This window comes from Chitinophagales bacterium (assembly GCA_041392475.1).
GTDB lineage: Bacteria > Bacteroidota > Bacteroidia > Chitinophagales > UBA2359 > JAUHXA01.
This window is the reverse complement of the sequence record JAWKLZ010000001.1, coordinates 1,383,115-1,402,230: the sequence shown is the minus strand read 5'-3', so window position 1 is coordinate 1,402,230 and position 19,116 is coordinate 1,383,115. Positions and strand designations below refer to the sequence as shown.

The window sequence follows — 19,116 nt, the reverse complement described above, 5'->3', positions numbered from 1 at the left end:
TGAAAATTTATGAGCTTTTAATTAGGTATAAATGCTTGTGAAATGAAACTCTCTAAGTCTAAAAGTATTCACTCTTCTTACTTGGTAATCTCCTTTCGTAATGACTCGGTTAAAAGCTCTGTATGCGAAGGGCCTGTTTTTTTGTTGAGGTAATAATACAACACTCCGCACCTCAAAATAATCGTCAACATAATGGGAATGAACGCAATGTGCATTGCTTGGGGCAAAAAACTCCAAAGCAACAGAAAAGCGGTGTTCAATATGGCAAAAAACAAGAAGTAGAGGTTTAAACGTTTGATTTTTTGGGCTTTGAAGAGGAGTATAAAACTAAGTAGGTGAATGGGATTTGCCCAAAGAATGTTGAAGTTGTTGTCGGTTGTAGAATGGTCAGTTGCAAACCACAATAGGAAGAGTATCAGTCCTGCTAACCCGACAATTAAAAAAAGAATTTTATCTAAATACAACTTGTCAAAATTGGGTGGGCGAAAATAAGACCACAATAAAATCAGCACAAACAGCAAGGAAAAAACAAAAATGGGGCGTTGCCAAAAAGGATAGTCTTTTGACAGTGGAGGTTTATCTACGATGGTTGTTTTCTGTTTCACAAAAGGGATTTTCTCTCCATTATTGAGGATGAATGCATTGTCGAAAGCTGATTCCAGATATTCAGGTAGAAACATATAATTGATGGGTTCTGCAATTTGATCCACATCTGCTCCCAAAGCCAAGTCAATCCCAAAATCTGCCCATTGTTTGCTCGTCAAATTTTGGTCAAGCAATTGCCTAAACGTTTTTTCTTTTTCGATAAATTCACTTTCAAACACCAATGAATCTCCCAATACTTCTACAAAAATATCTCTGATACGAGAAGAACAATTGTCGAAGAAGAAATCGTATAGATAGAAGCGATTTTCGGGTAAATAATTGATTTCCAGTTTGTCAAATAGTTGTTGTTTCACAGTCGAATCCAATGCCAAGGTTTGCTGCACAACTGCCCTATTGCGTACATTGTAGGCGTAGTAGAATTGACGAAATGGATCTCTATCCATTTTGTAGTTGAGTTTTCCCCGCATAAATTTGACATAAAACCCCGGCGTATCAAAATCAAAAGTACCGTAATTGTACACATTGTCAATGCCTTGAACAGGGTCATGTACCCGAATGGCACTGTGTCCGAAAGCTGCATACAGGTCTTCTCCTGCATCGCAAGTCATCAGGCTCACCTCTGCCTGATTGGAAAGTTGAGGAGCAGCCATTGAAGTTGGAGTCCACATACAGAGTAAGCAACTGACAATGAATAAGTAGTGCTTCAATTGAATGATTCGACTGTTTGCAAGTAAATTCATTGATATTTGAACTTGTTTTTTACGTTTTTGATACTTCATTTCCACTTCAACCTTTATTTCTCTCCTTCAATCGCGCCAAAATACCGTTTTTTGGGCGCAAAGTTATCAAGGGAAGGATGTCAATATCTTGATTTTCTACGAGTTCAATTCGGAATTTTCGAATCATTTCTGCAACGACCAACTGCATTTCCATGTACGCAAATTGCTGCCCAATGCACAAACGAGGGCCACCGCCAAATGGAAAATAACTAAAGGCAGGGCGTTCTTTCATCGCTTCTTTGGTGAAACGGTCGGGGTCAAAATGCTCAGGATTGTCCCAATAATTTGGATTGCGGTGTGCGCCATAGATAAATAAGCTGATAACCTGTCCTTTAGGTACGTCAAATTCACCCAATTTGTCATCCGATAATGCCACTCTGTCCATAATCCATGCAGGCGGATACAAACGCATGGTTTCTTGTAGCACTTGTTTAGTATATTGTAGTTGTGGAATGTCTTCAAAACTGACCAAACGATTTCCCAAAACATTTTCCGTTTCCTTCAAAATTTTAGCCTCTATATCTTGATTTTGACTCAATAAGTACCAAGTCCAAGCGAGTGCATTGGCGGAGGTTTCGTGTCCTGCCACAAACAGAATAAGGCTTTCGTCACGTAGCTGTTGGTTGTCCATACCTTCGCCCGTATCCTCATACCGTGCGCTCAAGAGCATGTCCAACAAATCATCGTGTTCCTCATTGCTGCTTTTTCGTTGATTGATAATGTTTTGCAGTAATTGATCGAGTTGTTCACTTATCTTTTTTTGACGGTAATCTTCTCCACTCACAAATAGCCACGGTTTTAGATAAGGCTGCCTTACTTTGGTGATGATGTATTTTTGTTGTTCTGTGATTACGTGGTCAATCAGCTCTAAATCTTTTGAGGTAATACCTGTACTGAACAGCGATTTGGCGACAATTCTCAGGGTAATTTTCATCATCTCTTTGGACAAATCTATCACCTCACCCGTTTGAGCATACCCTTTCAATTCTGTTATAAACTGCTGTGTTTCTTGCTGCATGATGCTGACCAAAGCCTGCAATTTTTGGCGGTGAAACCCTGGCTGAATCAAACGTCTTTGTCGCAGCCAATAGCTTCCATCTGTGGTCAACAGACCATTTCCGATTTGCTTGGCGAGCGTTTTGATGATTTTTGATTTATGGTAGTTTTTGTGGTTTTGTTGGAGTATGTATTGTATGTGAGCAGGATCTTGGGTTACAATCATTCTCATAGGGCCGATGTAGGTCGCATACGTATCGCCGTATCTTTTCATCGAATTGTTAATCATCGGGATGGGATTGGCTGCAAAATCTTTGATTCGATAGAGTGACTTGAGAAATGAAATTTGAGGCAGTTTCTTGGAATAATTCATAGGAGGTGACGGATTTTTAGGTTGGCTACAAAATTAATAAACTCTATGAGGAACTTTTCAAAAATTAGACCCGCTGCAAAAATAAGTGGTTTTTTGACAAAATCTGTGAAATGAGACTTCGGTAGTTTATCTTTTGAAAGGGTTACATGGGCATCTTATTGAAGATTATTTTTTTCGGGCCTACCGAAGTCTTTATAGCTTCTACAAATTTGTCAAAGAACCAAATAAATTTATAATTTATTTTTAAAACGTAAAGTTAAAACATTTGGACTTTGGACGAAAGAAGTAGGAAGCAAGAAGTGAGATATAAAAGATTGGTTGTTAATAAATTAAAATCCTGCTTCTTGCATCTTTTCTCCCCAGTCCAAAGATTAAAAAACAGCCTTACTAAACAGATAGTTTTGATTTTTAGATGCTTGTAGTACAAGTTTATTGCGGGAAATTTGACTTGTAATATACATTCCTATTGTCTTTTCGATTTGATGAGGAAGAAAAGGCTAATTTTGCAGCGACTCTGATAAATAAAAGAGGTCAAGAAGGAGCTGAATTCTCAAAAAATAGTGTTTTTGACATATACTTAGCATAATTATTGTTTAGTAGTGTCTGAGTTGAGACAGCAATATGTCACAAATCCTTAGTTATTTTGCTCAAAGTTAAAAATCTACTTTAGAATGAAAGACAATTGTTTAAAAACTGCGATACTTTTATTCACCCGAACACCTTACAATGCTGAATCCACTAAAAATTTAGCATTGAATGTACGGCATAAGGAGGGCGATATATTGGTAAAAATATTGGGACAACATTTTCTGCAAACTGCGGAAGCGACAGGAATGCCTGTTTATAGAATAGAAACAACCAATCTCAAAGGGGTTAATTTTGGCAGCAAACTCCTGTATGGTTTTGATAAACTCTTTGAAATGAATTATGAGCAAGTCATTGTGATAGGCAATGACTATTTACATATTTCTACGGAAATGCTTGTGTCTGCTCAAAACTTATTGAGTACCAAAGACGTAATTATAGGGCCAACATTTGATGGGGGGAGTTACTTGTTTGGGTGTTCAAAAGATGCCTATCTGCGCACCAATTTATTGGAACTTAGATGGGGAACGAATCACCTATTTGAAGATATGGTGATGAATGCGGCAATTGACGATTTGAAAGTGGGGTTTTTACCCACCGAAATTGTTATGGATACACCCAGCGATTTTCAACTTTGCCTTCAAAAATATCCTCCCTTTGAAAGTATGGCTGCACAGATTGAAGATACCCTTGATGCTTTTGAGTCATCTGTTCTACAATATGAGTTGTCCGAAACCATAGACAGCCGTATTTTTTATACACCACCTTATGTATTGGATTCATTGGATGAAGGTGAAGTGTTCTGTTTTTGTTTGAATTAATTACAATATCTAACAAATAATATTTAAGAGTGTTTTTATTGTTTTATAGAATGTGTGTGTAGAGAAATCAATAGGGCAATAGAAACTTGTTCTGTCATCATTTCAAACCTTCACACTCTGCTCATGCCAAATCACATTCTCTCCATCGTACTTTCGTTTTATTTGTTGCAATCGAGGGTAATTCTTTCCGTAATACGCTGTTTCCCAGTTCTCAAAATGAATATCGGGATAGTTGCGGTAGTGGGCTGAAATACCGTGATTGGTGAAAATCGTTTGAATTTCTTGGAAAGCAGTCACCAGTTTTTGACCCTGTGTGTCTTTTTCGTAGTAGGCTTGCAGTTCTGATAGGTAAGGGTAGGAGCGATGCGGATAAGCAGAAACAGCTTCAAAATCGGGATTGGCAATTTCACCTCCCAAAGTGTTGACTTGGTAAATTAAACCTGGATTTTCGTGTACTTTTTGGATTACCGCTTCAATACAACCTTCAATATCTGCAAAGCCCTTGTACAAGCCCGCACAGGCATTTTTGAAGTAAAGCGGTGTTTGAATACCGTAGTATCTTTTGAGGGATTTCGGCAAATCCGTTTCGACTTCGCCAATCGTCGTTTTGTCCATTGAAGTAGAAAACGTATCCAGTAAAGGCTTGATTTCTGCAATGCGGTTTTCGGCATCCGTAATCAAAACGGTCAATGTTTTGCCATTCAAGACATACGCTCCAAAACAAGAATTGGGCAATTGTGCGGTCATTTCAAACCATTTTTGCAACAAAGATTTGGCACGGGTCACATCCAATTTGTAGGCTTTGAAAAGGTGTCGGGTGAAGGTTTTAGGGGCTTCGTGGGCTTTGAAGGTCATGTTGGCGACCACTCCAAAATTGCCGTTTCCACCGCCTCTACACGCCCAAAGAAGTTCATCTTCATTTTTAGCTTTGTGGATTTTTCCATTTCCATCTATCAAAGTCAATGCTTTCATGCTGTCGCAGGTCAAGCCAAATTTTCGTCCAAATAAACCGTAGCCGCCACCCAATGCCAAGCCGCCAATACCTACTCCTGCACACGAACCCGCAGGAATGATTTTTCCTTTCGGTAAAAGCGCATCGTAAATCTCCTTGAGCGTGAGGCCACAACCGAGTTTGACCGTATTATCGTCCAGCCATTCCACTTCCTTCAATAAAGACAGGTTGATGCACATTCCACCATCGTTGCTCGAAAAACCTTCAAAACTATGCCCTCCGCTTTTCACACACACCTGTAATTTGTACTGCTTGGCATATTTCACCGATTCTGCAATACCTTCCTCATTTTTACAAAGCGCAATGATTTTTGGCTGTTTGGGGACTCGCAAATTGAAGCCCACATTAAGGTCTGAATATTCAGCATCTTCCATTCTGAAAAATACCACATTTTCGCTTTTGAAGAGCTCGTCAATTTGCTCAACTTGTTCTTCAATCGTATCGGGTTTTTCTTCAATCGGTGGGTTTGACGTATTTGGTGGAATCTCTGTATTAGGAGTAGTTGAAGGCGTTTTGGGTTTGCAGGAAGGCAGGTAAATGCTTGCGCCTGCGAGTAACATGGTTTTGATAAAAGCCCTTCTTTTTTGTTCTTGTGTAGTCATTTGGTAATTTATTATTTGATTGTTTTGCCCAAAGTGTAAAATTATTACCTCGCCAATACCATTCTTTCCGAATGTATCAATTTGCCATCCAAAGTCACTTGCAGCATGTAAAAACCATTGTTCATTTTTTGAAGGTCAAAACGGTTGCTTTTATTGTTCAAAGAGTGACTTTGAACGATTTTCCCATCAATTGTGCGAATGGTCAGAATACCCTTTTGGAAAGATTGATTTACTTGTAAATATAGTTTTTCTATTACAGGATTTGGGTAAAAAAGAATGGGTTTCTCTACGGTATTTGCTTCAATATCAGTGTCTAAATCCACTTCAAAAAGCCATTGGTAGCTGTCACTAAATTCTCTTGCCCAGAACCATTCACTGTGTTCACCGTCCGCTTTCACCACATTCTTTACCTCGTCCATCCCAAAACCAACCTCTAAGAAAGTTTCGTACATATTTTCGACATCAATCACCACCGAACCACCGTCTTCTTTTCCGCCCGATAATAGACAAATCCGCATTTCGGCTTGATGTCCACTCGCCAAAACATGCGTATAGGCTTCGCCCGAAAACCAATAGGAAGGTGAAAAAATGCCCGCTTTACTGAAAACGTCTTGGTATTCCAGCACTGTATAGTGTGAAATCAAACCGCCCATAGAACTCCCCATAATGCCAGTGTATTCCCGTTCGGGCTTTGTTCGGTAATTCTCGTCAATATAAGGTTTGAGCGTAGTCACCAAAAAATTGGCATACTCATCACCTTCACCACCGCCATAACTCACATTGACCCACGGCGAATATTCGTCAATTCGCTCTCCTTCGCCATTGTCAATGCCTACCACAATACAACCTTCGTCACCTTGCTCAAACAATTTGGTCAGCGTTTCGTCCACTTCCCATTCTCCTGCAAAACTTGTTTCGGACATGAACAAGTTTTGGGCATCGTGCATGTATAAAGTTCGGTAGTGTTTATTGGAAGCTGTATCGTAGTCAGGAGGAAGGTAAATCCAAATTCTGCGATTGCGGTCAAGTTCTGGCATATAAAAGTCTTCATCCACTATGTGAACATTTGGTGGTAAGTTCAATATCCCACTTCCACCGTCTAAATCTTCCCAACCCAATATTTCAATCTCTATGGTTTGTGGACTGCCATTGTAATTGAACTGGCGATTGGGGCGAAATTCCCCATTTTCATTTCCTTCTACTGTTTCCCAACTGCCTCTTGTAAATTTGAATTCCAGTAAACCTATCGTTAAATTTTTGGTGAGGCTATACGTTCCGTCTTGGTTTTTGGTGAACTGCATATTGGTATCTCCTCCATTCCACCCATTGAAGCCACCTGCAAGGTGAATGATGGCATTAGCAGGTGTATTGGAAGGCGTTTTGGTGATGTGAAAAGTGAGTTGGGCGAAAGCGGAAAGACTGCTAAAAAGTAGGCATAAAAAGATGGCAAACAGTTGTGTGAATGTGTGTTTGCAGCAATATTTGTTTGTCAAGATATTGAAGTTCATTTCATGGAATTTTTGAAGGTGAATAGGCTAAAAGTAGAACGAACATCCAAAAATCGCATTTTTTTTCAAGATTACCACAAAACCTCTTATCATTTTGCCGTTCCACAATTCCACTACCTCACCATCTTTTCAAGTCTGCAATCGGCATCCTCGCCAATCCCAATCCTTCTTGACCATATTCATTTCCGTTGTAAATCATGTATAATTGGTTTTCAAAAGTAAAAACTTGGGCGTAACACATTGCCGTATTATCCCAGCCTTTTTCGGACACGTCAATGCCTACCAAATCGTCTCGGCGAGTAAAGTTGATGCCATCATTGGAGTAGGCATAACCAATGCGATACTGTTCTCCTCTGTAAGTATGCCAAAGGTGGTAAATTCCCGATGTGTCTTTGTAAATCGTTGGGCGGCAAATCGAATATTCACTTTCCGCTTCAATGTTGATGCAAATATGGTTGTTGCGTCGCCAATGAATGCCGTTGTCTGATTCAGCATATTTGATAACGTAGTAGTGTTTGTGATCGCTTGGTTTTTGGCCCCACTTCAAAAAACAAGTGTAGTACAATCGCCACAAATCGCCTTCTTTTCGCACACAAGCAGAGCCAAAAGACAAATAATCGTCGTTGGTGCGGGGCAAAATAGGCGCACGAGAAAACCGCTCAAAACTGCCATCTGCTTGCTGAATCGCCAGGCCCAATTGCAGATTGAAGGGAGTCAAAACCGTTGGCATCCATCCCACATAGTACATCCAAAGCCGCCCATTGTGTTCGACCATCCAAGGATAGGACACCCCATTTTCGTCAAAACTTCCCAATTCTCCCACGCTGAAAAGTGGTTGCTCACTTATCTCCAAAATCTGCTGTGGTTGGCGGATGTCAATGCGAATTTTGCCGATTTGCGAACGGTTTTTGGAGTCTCGACCAGTGATGTAAATGTCAAACAGTGAACTGTCTGCAATTTGAACAGCATAGGAAGGGCCTGCAAAAGTACTAACCCATTCTAAATCAGGTTGTGGGGCAATGATTCTATCCAGTTTTTGCCATTTCATGGAGTTTGTCAATCTTTTTTGAAGTGGGAAAATACTATCTTCTCTTCAATTTTTCTACTTTTGCCAAATTAGAACGATAGCCATAGTAGTTGAGTCTTAATAAGCTCTAATGAAAAAAGCACTATTTTTTCATATCAAAAATTATGTAGTTTTCACTAATATGAGTGTCACCGCACCACCACCTTCTCCCAAACATCCCCCAACTTCAACAAATACAAACCTTTTTGTAAGCTGCATCCATTTTGAAGGAAATTTTTATAAAACCAAGAAGGGCGTAGCCAAGACCCAATTTGTAGAAAAAAATGAAATGATAAACTATTAGGAGCGTAGCTTCGACACAACTAAGAAGCTGATTTTATAGGGTGTCGAGGCTATGCCCCTTATGTGGTATTTTTTTTAGTCCTTGTCTACAAATAGAGCCGCAGCAATGCTGCTAAAACAGCGAAAATCTGATACAATTTAGCAAACTACTTCCTACCGCACCACCATCTTCTCCCAAACATCCCCCAACTTCAACAAATACAAACCTTTCTGCAATCCACTACAATCCACTTCCACTCTATTTGCGCTCCCTTCAATATTTTGACGCAGAACCACTTGCCCCAAAGTGTTCACCAACTCCAATTCCAAATTTTGAAGGGAAGGATTGCTAAATTCTATGAATAGTAAACCATGACTTGGATTGGGGTAAAAACGACGAAAATGAAATTGAAAATTGGGATGAGAAGGATGAATATGCAAGCTAATAGTTACAAAATAAGAAACAGTACCATCTAAATCTACCTGTGAAAGTCGGTAATAGTTAGCTCCAACAAAAGGATGCCTATGTAGAAAGCTGTATTTTTGAGGTTTAGAGGTTGTTCCTATGCTATTGATAGTGGCAATTCTTTCAAAGTTTTGACCATTTTGAGAATGTTCCAATTGAAAATAGTCATTATTGACTTCTGAAGCCGTTTCCCATTCAATAAAATTTCCATTGTGTTTCACTTCTCCTCTAAAAGCCGTTATTTCAACAGGTAAAGTCGTTTTCAAACAGTTTTGAACCGAAGCAATATTGGTCGTAATCGGTGCATTGAAGTCGAAGTAAATGTGTGCTTGATTTGCAATCACCAAACCCTCTACATTCTCACTTTTTTGGCGAATGCTAAACGACACAAAACCATGACTTTCAGGTTCATTGTTTAGGCTGTCCAGCAAATTGATGTTGTCAAAAATCCATACCAAAACATTGGGTTGATGGAACTCCAATTCGTAATGGTGGCTACTCGCTCCTCTCCGAAAACTTTCCAATTCAACCGATTGCGGCAAAGTGTCCATTACCATCACCCGATAAGCCGTATCATTTCCCGTATTCTGAAAGCGAATCGTATAGTCCAACCAGCCATTTTCCACCACACAATCACCACCTTCAATCGGTTGTTCGTATTCCACTTGTATATCATTCGGGTCGTAAGAATTAGTGACATCCAGGCAGGTAATGGATTCATCTATCGGACGTGCTTCACCACAGTGGTCATTCGGAAAAATGCGGGCTTCTACACAAACTTGTTCGTCAATAGACGCATCACAAACGACTTGATAGTACACATAAATACTCCGACATCTGCCCCATTCCAACATCGAAGGTTCAAAAACGTACAGTCCATTTTCTTCCACAAAAGGTGTCGAACTTGTAATGTTTTCGAGCAGAGGGCTGATTTGTAGCTCAATGCGAATATTGTTTGCATCCGTATTTCCATCATTGCAGTATTCAATCGCCAATCGTCCTTCTCTACAAGCTCTTGCCCTCGAAATGCCTACATCAATGTTCATCAATTGGCAGGGAATCGAAGCTTGAAGGGCAAAGTCAATGTTTTCGATGGTTTGGTAAAGGCTGTCAAAAGTAACTTGGTAGTTTTCTTCACAATTGGCTTCCCAAAGGTCGGGAGTGGTGGAAATGGAGATGTTGTAAGTGCCTGAATCCAAAGGTAAAGAATAAGAACCATTGGGGTTTACAGTTGTCAATGTACTTTCGTTATTGATTTTCAAATGAACATCTGAAATTGCCCTTTCTCCTTCTTCAACTTGACAATTGTTGTTGGAGTCTGCGAAAATGTTGCCTTCGATGTAGTTTTTGCAGGAATAACCATAGGAGTCGAACTTGGTGAGGTGAACAACATCTGTATTGTTATCTTCCCATACCGCTACAAACCCACCATCAGTTGTGGCTTTTATTTTAATAAGATGAGCATTTGCTACAGTAGGATGCTCAAAAATTCGCTCCCAAATTAGATTTCCAAGCTTATCCACTTTGAGGAGTTTTTCAGTGTATAGATTGCCTATCAATCCTTCGCCTGATATGATGAAATGTTGATCAGTTGTTTGTATCAATTGGTAGGGAATTAATGGAAAAAGTTTGATTTCGTGACCTTTAAAAATAGTACCTATTGTGAAACCTTCTGGAGTATTAAAATTTAAAAAATCAGAAATGAAGTAAGTTATATTATCCTCACGTCCCATAACTAAATCAATAATTGTACTTTCAGATGTAAAATCAAATCCTAAATTCAATGTAGAATGATAATAATCTTCCCATTCTAATCTTCCCAATGAACCTTCTTGAAAAGTAGTAGCAATGGAACCAGTTACAATATCATAATCTAAATATTCACCACTTCCCGCTAAGATTGGTTTATCATTGTTGTCTATTTCTACAATATTGGCTCTTGACGAGATATGACACAATCCTCCCCAAAATTCTACATCGCACTCCTCATCTTCTTTTTCGTCATCAATAACTGCTCGGCTTAATTGATTGCCTTCAAAATCAAATTTGAGAAGTAAGGCTAATTCTTCTACTAAAGAAATAGGGTCGTCGTAGGTAGATCCAGCAACAATTATTTCATTATTCGCATTTATTTTGATGTCTCTTACGCTATCATTTGGAGATATTTCAAAGATTTTTTTATCAATCAGTTTTCCATTGGCCTCAACTTCAATAAAAAAAATGGAGAATGTTGAATTATCGAAAAAAGTACCCAAAACTTGATAATTTCCTTCTGAATCTTGACGAATATACATTGGGTAAATATTGCCTTCATTGGAGTATGTTTCACTCCAAAGTTCATTGCCCAACACATCTGTTTTTAGTAGAAAAATGTCTTCTCCAACTTTTCCCACAACAATATAACCCTCATCTACAGTTTGTTCAATCAAGTGAACACCAGTCAAATTAGGTACTTCATAAGACTGATTACACAATTGTGCTTCAACAATTTGACAAAAACAAACAAACAACAAACAAAAAATCAGTAGTCGTTTTTTCATAATACAAACGGTTTCGATAATTGAAAGAAATAGGTTTCTATATGGTTAACGCAAAACTTGAAAAAGGTAAACTGTTTTTGTTTTGTAGAACCTAATTTTGTTACTTCAACAAACTCACAGAACGACTTATGGCTGCGAAAGACTTATACCTCAAGATTGTAGTCATTGCTTTAGAAAAAGTATCGTAGAATGGATAAAGTAAAAAAATACAAAGAAATCGTTAAAAAACTCACCTTTGAAGTAGGCAAGTTGGGAACAAAACCCGATGATGTATTGAAAACTCAATTCATTACAGACGACGAACACGGCCACTATCTATTGTACTTCAATGGTTGGATAAGCGAAACCAAACGTACCTATGGTTGTTTTATGCACATTGATGTCACCGATGAAGGCAAAGTTTGGCTTCAATATGATGGTACGGATTTAATCATTGCACAACAATTGATGGACAAAGGAATAGCCAAAGAAGACTTGATTCTGGGCTTCAAAGCCCCTTATAAGCGGGAGTTGATGGGGTTTCCTGTAGAGTAAACTTTTCTACCGCACCACCTTCTCCCAAACATCCCCCAACTTCAACAAATACAAACCTTTTTGTAAGCTGCATCCATTTTGAAGGAAATTTTTATAAAACCAAGAAGGGCGTAGCCAAGACCCAATTTGTAGAAAAAAATGAAATGATAAACTATTAGGAGCGTAGCTTCGACACAACTAAGAAGCTGATTTTATAGGGTGTCGAGGCTATGCCCCTTATGTGGTATTTTTTTTAGTCCTTTTCTACAAATAGAGCCGCAGCAATGCTGCTAAAACAGCGAAAATCTGATACAATTTAGCAAACTACTTCCTACCGCACCACCACCTTCTCCCAAACATCCCCCAACTTCAACAAATACAAACCTTTCTGCAATCCACTACAATCCACTTCCACTCTATTTGCGCTCCCTTCAATGTTTTGACGCAGAACCACTTGCCCCAAAGTATTCACCAACTCCAATTCCAAATTTTGAAGGGAAGGATTGCCAAATTCGATGAATAACACATCCGAAGTAGGAATAGGATAAATGTTTTGGATGTAAAGTTTTGAAGGGTTTTGACGGTGAAGGCTGACCGTTCCGAGATAGCGAGTAGTTGCGTTCAAATCCGTTTGAGAAAGGCGGTAATAAGTTGTGCCGATTGGAGGAAAATGGTCTAAAAAGCTGTAAGTCTGAGAGAAAGAAGTTGTACCCAATCCTTTTATCTTGCCAATCCCTTCAAAATTTTTGCCGTCCTCCGAACGCTCCAAAGTATAAAAATCGTTGTTGGTTTCGGAGGCGGTGAACCATTGAAGGAAGTTGCCATTTTTCTGCACAGTTCCCTCAAAAGCAATTAGTTCTATCGGTAAAGTCACACAATCTCCTATGCCTGCAATTTGCATAAAACAGCCCTTTGCATCCGTCACCGTGATAGAGTAGGGCATACCCATATCAAAAGTGTCGGTAATGAAAATCGCCCAAGAAGTCGTTGCTTCGACACTCCCCGAAAGAGTATAGGGAGGCGTTCCTCCTTCGATGCTCAAAACGATTTCGTAAGATGCCTCCTCCTCAATGCAAAACAACTGCTCATTCACCAAAAGCGTATTGTTGGTAGGAGTCAAATTTTCGATAACCAAAGGCATTTCCTCGCAACTTTCACAGTTTTCGGATGCCGCCAATGCCACCAAAATCGGAAAACCCAAAACCTCTGCCACGCCAAAATTTTCGCTCACGCTTACCGTTTGTCCTGCTGCAATCGGCGCATCGTACAAGATACTGCCCAAAAACACATCTTCTTCATCCAATAGGTCATTGAAGTTGGTGTCCAAATAGACTTCAACGGAATAGGTGCTTTCACTCGTTTGATTGCCAGTATTTTGGAACGAAACAAACAATTCAAATTCATTGTCATTTGCTGCACAATCCACCGTTGCAGTAGCCGCAGCCAAAGAAATTGCTGCACCGTTTGTAGGAATCTCAAAAAAGGCGCTGCCCTCATTTGTTTGAATGGCCAAAGCACAATCCTCGTTGTCGGTGCTGCAATTGGCGTTTTGCAGTTCGATGGTTTGGGCAATCACTTCAAGCGTTTCACCCAAACAAGCAAAGTTTTCATCGGCAAGCACTTCAAAACGAAATACGATGGAATCCAATGGATTGTCATTGAATTGAATCGCAAAATCCAACTGTTCGCCCGTTGCAATATCCACCACTTCGGGGACTTCTACCTTGCCCGTCACGATTTGCAGCGAGTTGTCGGCATAATGCAGGTTTTCAGGCAAAAAGAGGTAAACGTGGGCATCGTTTTCGTTGATAAGTTGGTTGTTGGCAGAAGCTATTTTCACTTCAATCGTGGTTGTATTGTCACAAGACTGCAAAGGCAAAGCCGCAATTTGGAGTTCAGTTTGATAGGAATTGCTCACATCTTGAATCAAAATAGGCGGTAACAATTGGCTGAATCCATTACCGAGTGCAGGCGCACCACAAGGCAAATTCGCAAAAACGCTCGCCCGAATACTCGAACCCGCCACAAAATTGCAGTCCGTTGTGAAGCCCAATCGAATCTTTGCTTTGCGCTCATTGGCATTGCTGCTCAGGGCAAAACCATTGATTCCCAAAGTCGAAATCGCTCCAATCGGTTCGTTTTCGGCATCGGCAAGCCCCAAGTCAATGACCAACTGATTGCCTTCAATGGCAGCCGTGAAAGCACGAGGAGGCGTTCCTAAAGGATATTCAATCGTGGTCGAATCCGTCAGCATCAAACCCTGCAAAGGCGGCAAATCCAAAACCAAAACGGGCGAGGTGATGTTGGCGAGTTGTGCGCTGTTGATAGTAAATTCATAGAACATTGTATCACAAAGTTGAGCTGCTCCAATCGGTGTTTCTACATCCAATTGTACTTCCGCTTCTTTGGGGTGAATGGTGATGGAGCGCAGGGCGTTGTCGCAGCGCATTTCGTCTATGTTGTTGGGATAACCCATACAGTCCCAACTGTAAAATACTTTCAATATACTCGATTCGGCGCAGTTGCTATACGCCAATTGCAGCTCAATGTCCACACATTGAAGGGCCGCAATGTCACCCAATTGCAGCAATTGCAATCCATCGTCCAAAGTGGTCAAAGTGCCGATATTTGCGCCAATTACGCTAATGTCCTCGTTTTCTGCTTCAAACAGCAAAAAAGCGTTGGACATGGCAAGTTGTCCTGTATTGTTGCAAAACTCCAATTGAGCTGATACTTGCCCTGCCAACCCGTCAATATTGGGAGTAATCAGCCCCGCGCCAATTTGCGGTTTGAAGTATTCGGCGGGATAGGTTTGGTGCAAAACCAAATGATTTCTGCAATCGGGTTCGGTACTGTGGTAATTGTTTTCGATGTAAAAAGTAGCTTCAATTTCGTCGTAGCCCCTGCAATCTGCCAAAAAGTCCATCTGAAAATATCCTCCAATGCGCTCCATTGTAGTGGCAGTCGAGTCTTTCAGAAAGGAAGTTCGGTCGCCAATGGGCCAATTACCATCATTGACAAAGGTGTATTGCAGTTGTTCGCCTTTTGCTTCAATGTTGGGATTTTGTAGTAAATAATCTCCTACAGGGTTTGGTAGGTAATTCATTCTTGCAGAACCATCTAAGTATTGAAGCGTTGCAGGAAATCGAAAACTCACCGAATCAAATCGGAAAACTGGCCGAATCTCATTGAAGAAAAAATCTCGGATAGTAGGGCCATTTTCAAGCGTATCAATCTCATATCCCCATTCCATACTCAGGGTTTGTGCTTCGCAAACAGAAATGACATAAGTAGTGTCTGGTAAGGCAGTTTTGTTTTGGTAGAGTTGAATATTGCTGGAAGTAGCGGTGCAGTGCAGCAATATAGGTTCTTGGCTTACAAGGTCTTCTGCATAATATTGTAGTGAAACCGTAGGATTGAGAACGACATCGGTACTCAGTCCTTCTTCTACCACCACAAAATATGCTTCAACAAAAAGGGAATCACCAAGTGAAAGATGGGCATTGTTCAATTCGGATGGCTCAAATAAACTTTCAATATCAAAATCAATCGCCTTCAATTCTCCTTGTCCAACTTCGTTGAGTGCTAATGTATCGGAAATTGGCGTATCAAAATAAGCTTGCTGCTCTGAATCGTACCAGCGAAGACTTCCTGAAAGCCAATTCAATATCTCACCATTTTCATTAGCTAGGGGGTAATACAAGCGCAAACGAATGTCTTCAAAGGCTTCAATAGATTCTGCAACACTGGTTTGTGATTGGTAGCGAATGGTGTCACAAGCCAATGCAAATTGTAGGTTGAGGGAATCTTGGTTTGGATCGACTTTTTCTTGCAGATCAAAATCGCTCCAACCGAAAGTCAGTCTTTTCATGAAAGCCTTTGATTCCAAAAGATTTACGCAAGTGTCGGGTAGTGGGTCTAAATCGGGAGATTTGGAGAATGAGCCACAATCTATGGCTTCAAAACAGTCACATCCTTCTTCACATTCATACAACAATTCAAAGTTCAGTTGGTAGTTTTTAGGGTCTTTTTGTCCTGTCCATTGCAGGTCGAGGAGGATGCAGTTTACGCTAATGCCTTCAATACCTGTTACTTCAATGGTGCTGTCATTTTGAGCCGTAGCGGTCAAGGGTGTGCCATCGGTGAGGTAGGCGTTGGGTAGATTGGGCGACAAGACCAAACTGTCGGAAATCGTAACAAGTAGTTTGGTTTGGTCGCTGGGGCAATTGAGGTTTTGTTCAATGTTGCTGCATACCTTCAATGTGCCTATTTGCCCTACTTTGATGGTGTTGGACAAACTCGCTTGTGGGGCTTGATAGGAACGCTCTATGGTAAAACCGCTTTCTACGGCTTGCTCGTAGAGGCTTGCGCCACAAAAGTCGTTGTAGAAAATGTGGGAGGCATCGGTCAAAATGCCTACATCACAAAAACAGTCCTCGAAGCACTCAAAGTCCATTTCGTAGCGAACACGCAGGGTGTCACCTGCCAACAAATCGTCGTAAAACCCATCACCGTCTGCATCTGTCAAGCCAAAAGTAGTGTCTTTGTTGGCGGCAATGTTGATGGCGTATTTGCCTGATTGATAGTTACCTTTGGTGTAAGGTTGGTCGTTGAGGAAGATGTTGGTCAAAACGCCTGCTCTCAATGGGCAAGGGGGCGGAATGAGTTTGGAGAATTCCCATTCGAGATTGACTAGTAGGCTGATGATGTAGCCTGGGTCGTTTTCGTTGGGTGTGCCTTCGTTGATGACCAAGAATTCACCTTGTCCATTGGTGCAAGTGCCTGGAGAACTGTATTGAAGGGGAACAACTCGAATGGCGGGTTCGTCTGCACCGCCTAGAACCACAACATTGCCTGTGGTGCCAGAGAAGGGATTGCAGTCGTTTGCATTGCAGCCCCACACAACATTGTGTTGGGTTTCAATCAATAAGGTTTGGCAGGTATAGGTTCGCAGTTCTTCTCGGAGGGTAATGCTTTCGCCGTCGTCAAAACATTCGTCGCCATTGCCGATGCTCGTAAAAATTTCGTTGAGTGAGGCAAAAACGGTGTCACCCGAAAAGGTTAGTGGGATGTTGTAGAGACCAAATGCGATGGCTTCTACGTTTAGACCTTGCTCTAAGACAAGGATATAGGTGACATCATCGGTACAAGCGAATCCGCCATTGTTGATGGTGATGTTTCTAAAAATTTTCTGTCCTGAATCGCCTACAACGGGGTCGGGTTGAAAAATGCTCAAACTGGCAAATTGAATGCCGTAGTTGGCATCTTGTGCTGCAATGTTGGTGCCGTTTTGGGATAGGGTAATGTGGTCTTCAAAAGTGCCGCCCATTTGTGCGAAATCTATGGCGAGGCAATTGGCGGTTCGCTGCATTTCAAAGGATAAGGTTTCGCCACTTAACCATATTTCGCCATTTGGGTCTATTTGCAATTGCAGTTCAGAGGGCTGAGGAATGTTGGTGATATTCAAAGAAATGTTTGTAGGTATTTCTAAGATGGTGAGTGAATTTTCGAGGTATTCAATGCCTTCTGACAGTTCTATTTTTACGTCAATGATTTGCGTAAGGTCTTGGGTAGGTGTGAGGGAAATGTGCAAAATATTGGCTTCACCGCAAACATTGAGGTCGGTTGCAATGCTTTGAATGTTGATTTGGGCTTGAATTTGAACCAACGGGAGGAGGAATGTCAAGAAAGCGATTAGGAATAAAGCAAGTAATGGTAATGGCGTTTTGGAGTAGATGTATTGCATACGTTGATTTATTTTAGTCTATAGACGTTTCAATATAGGTATTTTGCTGCCTTAGCGTAAATTTTTGATGAAAAAAGCTGCCATTTTCAACAATCACCACTTTTCTATGTTGTGTATTTGTTCTGAAATAAATCATTCATTATTTGATATTGGTAAACTGAAACGTTACATGGCAAATTATTCGATCAAAGAAATAGAGCATCTTTCAGGAGTGAAAGCACATACCATTAGGATTTGGGAACAGCGCTATCACGTTGTTGATCCGAAACGTACAGATACCAATATTCGCTACTATACAGATGAGGATTTGAAGCTGATTCTAAATATTGCTTTGTTGAACAAGCAAGGAATTCGCATTGGTACGATTGCACGGATGAATACACCAGAAATGCTCCGAAAAATCAATTCTTTGAGTAGTGTGGTAGCAAAATATGAATTGCAAATCAATGAGTTGATTGGCTCAATGATAGAAATTGACGAAGCCAAATTTGAGAAGATAATGTTGACCAATATTCTGCAATATGGTTTTGAGGATACGATGTTGAAGGTTATTTATCCTTTTTTGGAGAAAATCGGGATCATGTGGATGACAGGTAACATTAATCCTGCACAAGAGCATTTTATCAGTAATTTGATTCGACAGAAAATTATTGTGGCGATTGATGGTCAGGTGTACAATCCTCAATTGTCGAGCAAAAAATATTTACTATATTTACCCGATGGTGAGTTGCATGAGTTGAGTTTGTTGTTTTTGTGTTATTTATTGAAAGCCAGAAATAACAAAGTGACCTATTTGGGCGCAAGTGTGCCTGTTCAGGACGTTTTGAGTGTTGTGGAACATTACCAACCCGACTATGTTTATACCATTCTTACCTCTGCCCCTGCTACGAGTGAGTTGGAAGAATACATTCGCTCACTTGCCGAAAAACTGTACCCTGTCAAGCTCCTGATTTCTGGACAAAGGATTCAGGATGTTTCGTTTGACTTGCCTTCTAATGTGTTGGTTTTGGGGAAAATGGATGAGATTGTTGGGTTTTTGGATGGGGAGTCATAGAAAAAGTCATTTTTCAGTCATTATTTACAACAAAATTATTTTGTAATTATTTGTATTAAAATGGCCAAAAATGCTTTGTTACGTTTTTGTAACAAAAACGAAATCAATTTATTTGATGTTTAAAAATTAAGTATTGTGGTTCTTCTTTTTTTGTAGTAACTTGAAGC

10 protein-coding genes are annotated in these 19,116 nt (G+C 40.3%); 3 read left to right on the top strand and 7 right to left on the bottom strand.

The annotated features are described in order from the left end of the window. Window positions 1-77: 77 nt before the first annotated feature. Both R3E32_05085 and R3E32_05080 read right to left on the bottom strand, forming a co-directional pair. The gene (locus R3E32_05085) at window positions 78-1,346 is read right to left on the bottom strand and encodes a DUF4105 domain-containing protein (protein ID MEZ4884095.1); all 1,269 of its coding nucleotides are present in this window, start codon (window positions 1,344-1,346) and stop codon (window positions 78-80) included. A gap of 46 nt (window positions 1,347-1,392) precedes the next feature. Continuing rightward, window positions 1,393-2,754, bottom strand: coding sequence for a cytochrome P450 (locus tag R3E32_05080; GenBank protein ID MEZ4884094.1), 1,362 nt, complete (start codon window positions 2,752-2,754; stop codon window positions 1,393-1,395). Window positions 2,755-3,425: 671 nt separating this feature from the next. Here R3E32_05080 and R3E32_05075 point away from each other — a divergent pair. Next, window positions 3,426-4,160 (top strand): DUF2064 domain-containing protein, encoded by a 735-nt coding sequence (locus R3E32_05075; GenBank protein ID MEZ4884093.1) that lies wholly within the window; start codon window positions 3,426-3,428, stop codon window positions 4,158-4,160. A 102-nt stretch (window positions 4,161-4,262) separates the two neighbouring features. Here the strand turns inward: R3E32_05075 and R3E32_05070 are convergent, their stop codons facing one another. The 4 genes from R3E32_05070 to R3E32_05055 form a co-directional block, all read right to left on the bottom strand. Further along, a complete protein-coding gene (locus tag R3E32_05070; protein MEZ4884092.1) occupies window positions 4,263-5,774 on the bottom strand; it encodes an FAD-binding protein in 1,512 nt (503 codons plus the stop codon). Window positions 5,775-5,818: 44 nt separating this feature from the next. Next, on the bottom strand, window positions 5,819-7,282 hold the full coding sequence (locus R3E32_05065; protein ID MEZ4884091.1) for an alpha/beta hydrolase-fold protein: 1,464 nt from the start codon (window positions 7,280-7,282) through the stop codon (window positions 5,819-5,821). Window positions 7,283-7,400: 118 nt separating this feature from the next. Further along, window positions 7,401-8,330 (bottom strand): hypothetical protein, encoded by a 930-nt coding sequence (locus tag R3E32_05060; protein MEZ4884090.1) that lies wholly within the window; start codon window positions 8,328-8,330, stop codon window positions 7,401-7,403. Between the two features lie 474 nt (window positions 8,331-8,804). Further along, window positions 8,805-11,636: a T9SS type A sorting domain-containing protein gene (locus R3E32_05055; GenBank protein MEZ4884089.1), complete on the bottom strand. Its 2,832-nt coding sequence runs from the start codon at window positions 11,634-11,636 to the stop codon at window positions 8,805-8,807. A gap of 189 nt (window positions 11,637-11,825) precedes the next feature. Here R3E32_05055 and R3E32_05050 point away from each other — a divergent pair, with 189 nt between their 5' ends. Further along, complete coding sequence (locus R3E32_05050) at window positions 11,826-12,170, top strand: XisI protein (GenBank protein ID MEZ4884088.1); 345 nt, start codon at window positions 11,826-11,828, stop codon at window positions 12,168-12,170. 310 nt (window positions 12,171-12,480) lie between these two features. Here R3E32_05050 and R3E32_05045 read toward each other — a convergent pair whose 3' ends face one another. Beyond that, complete coding sequence (locus R3E32_05045) at window positions 12,481-17,895, bottom strand: T9SS type A sorting domain-containing protein (GenBank protein MEZ4884087.1); 5,415 nt, start codon at window positions 17,893-17,895, stop codon at window positions 12,481-12,483. Window positions 17,896-18,064: 169 nt separating this feature from the next. Between R3E32_05045 and R3E32_05040 the strand changes: the two genes are divergently transcribed. Further along, window positions 18,065-18,949 carry a MerR family transcriptional regulator gene (locus R3E32_05040; protein ID MEZ4884086.1) on the top strand — a complete coding sequence of 295 codons (885 nt, stop codon included), beginning with the start codon at window positions 18,065-18,067 and terminating at the stop codon, window positions 18,947-18,949. Window positions 18,950-19,116 lie beyond the last annotated feature (167 nt).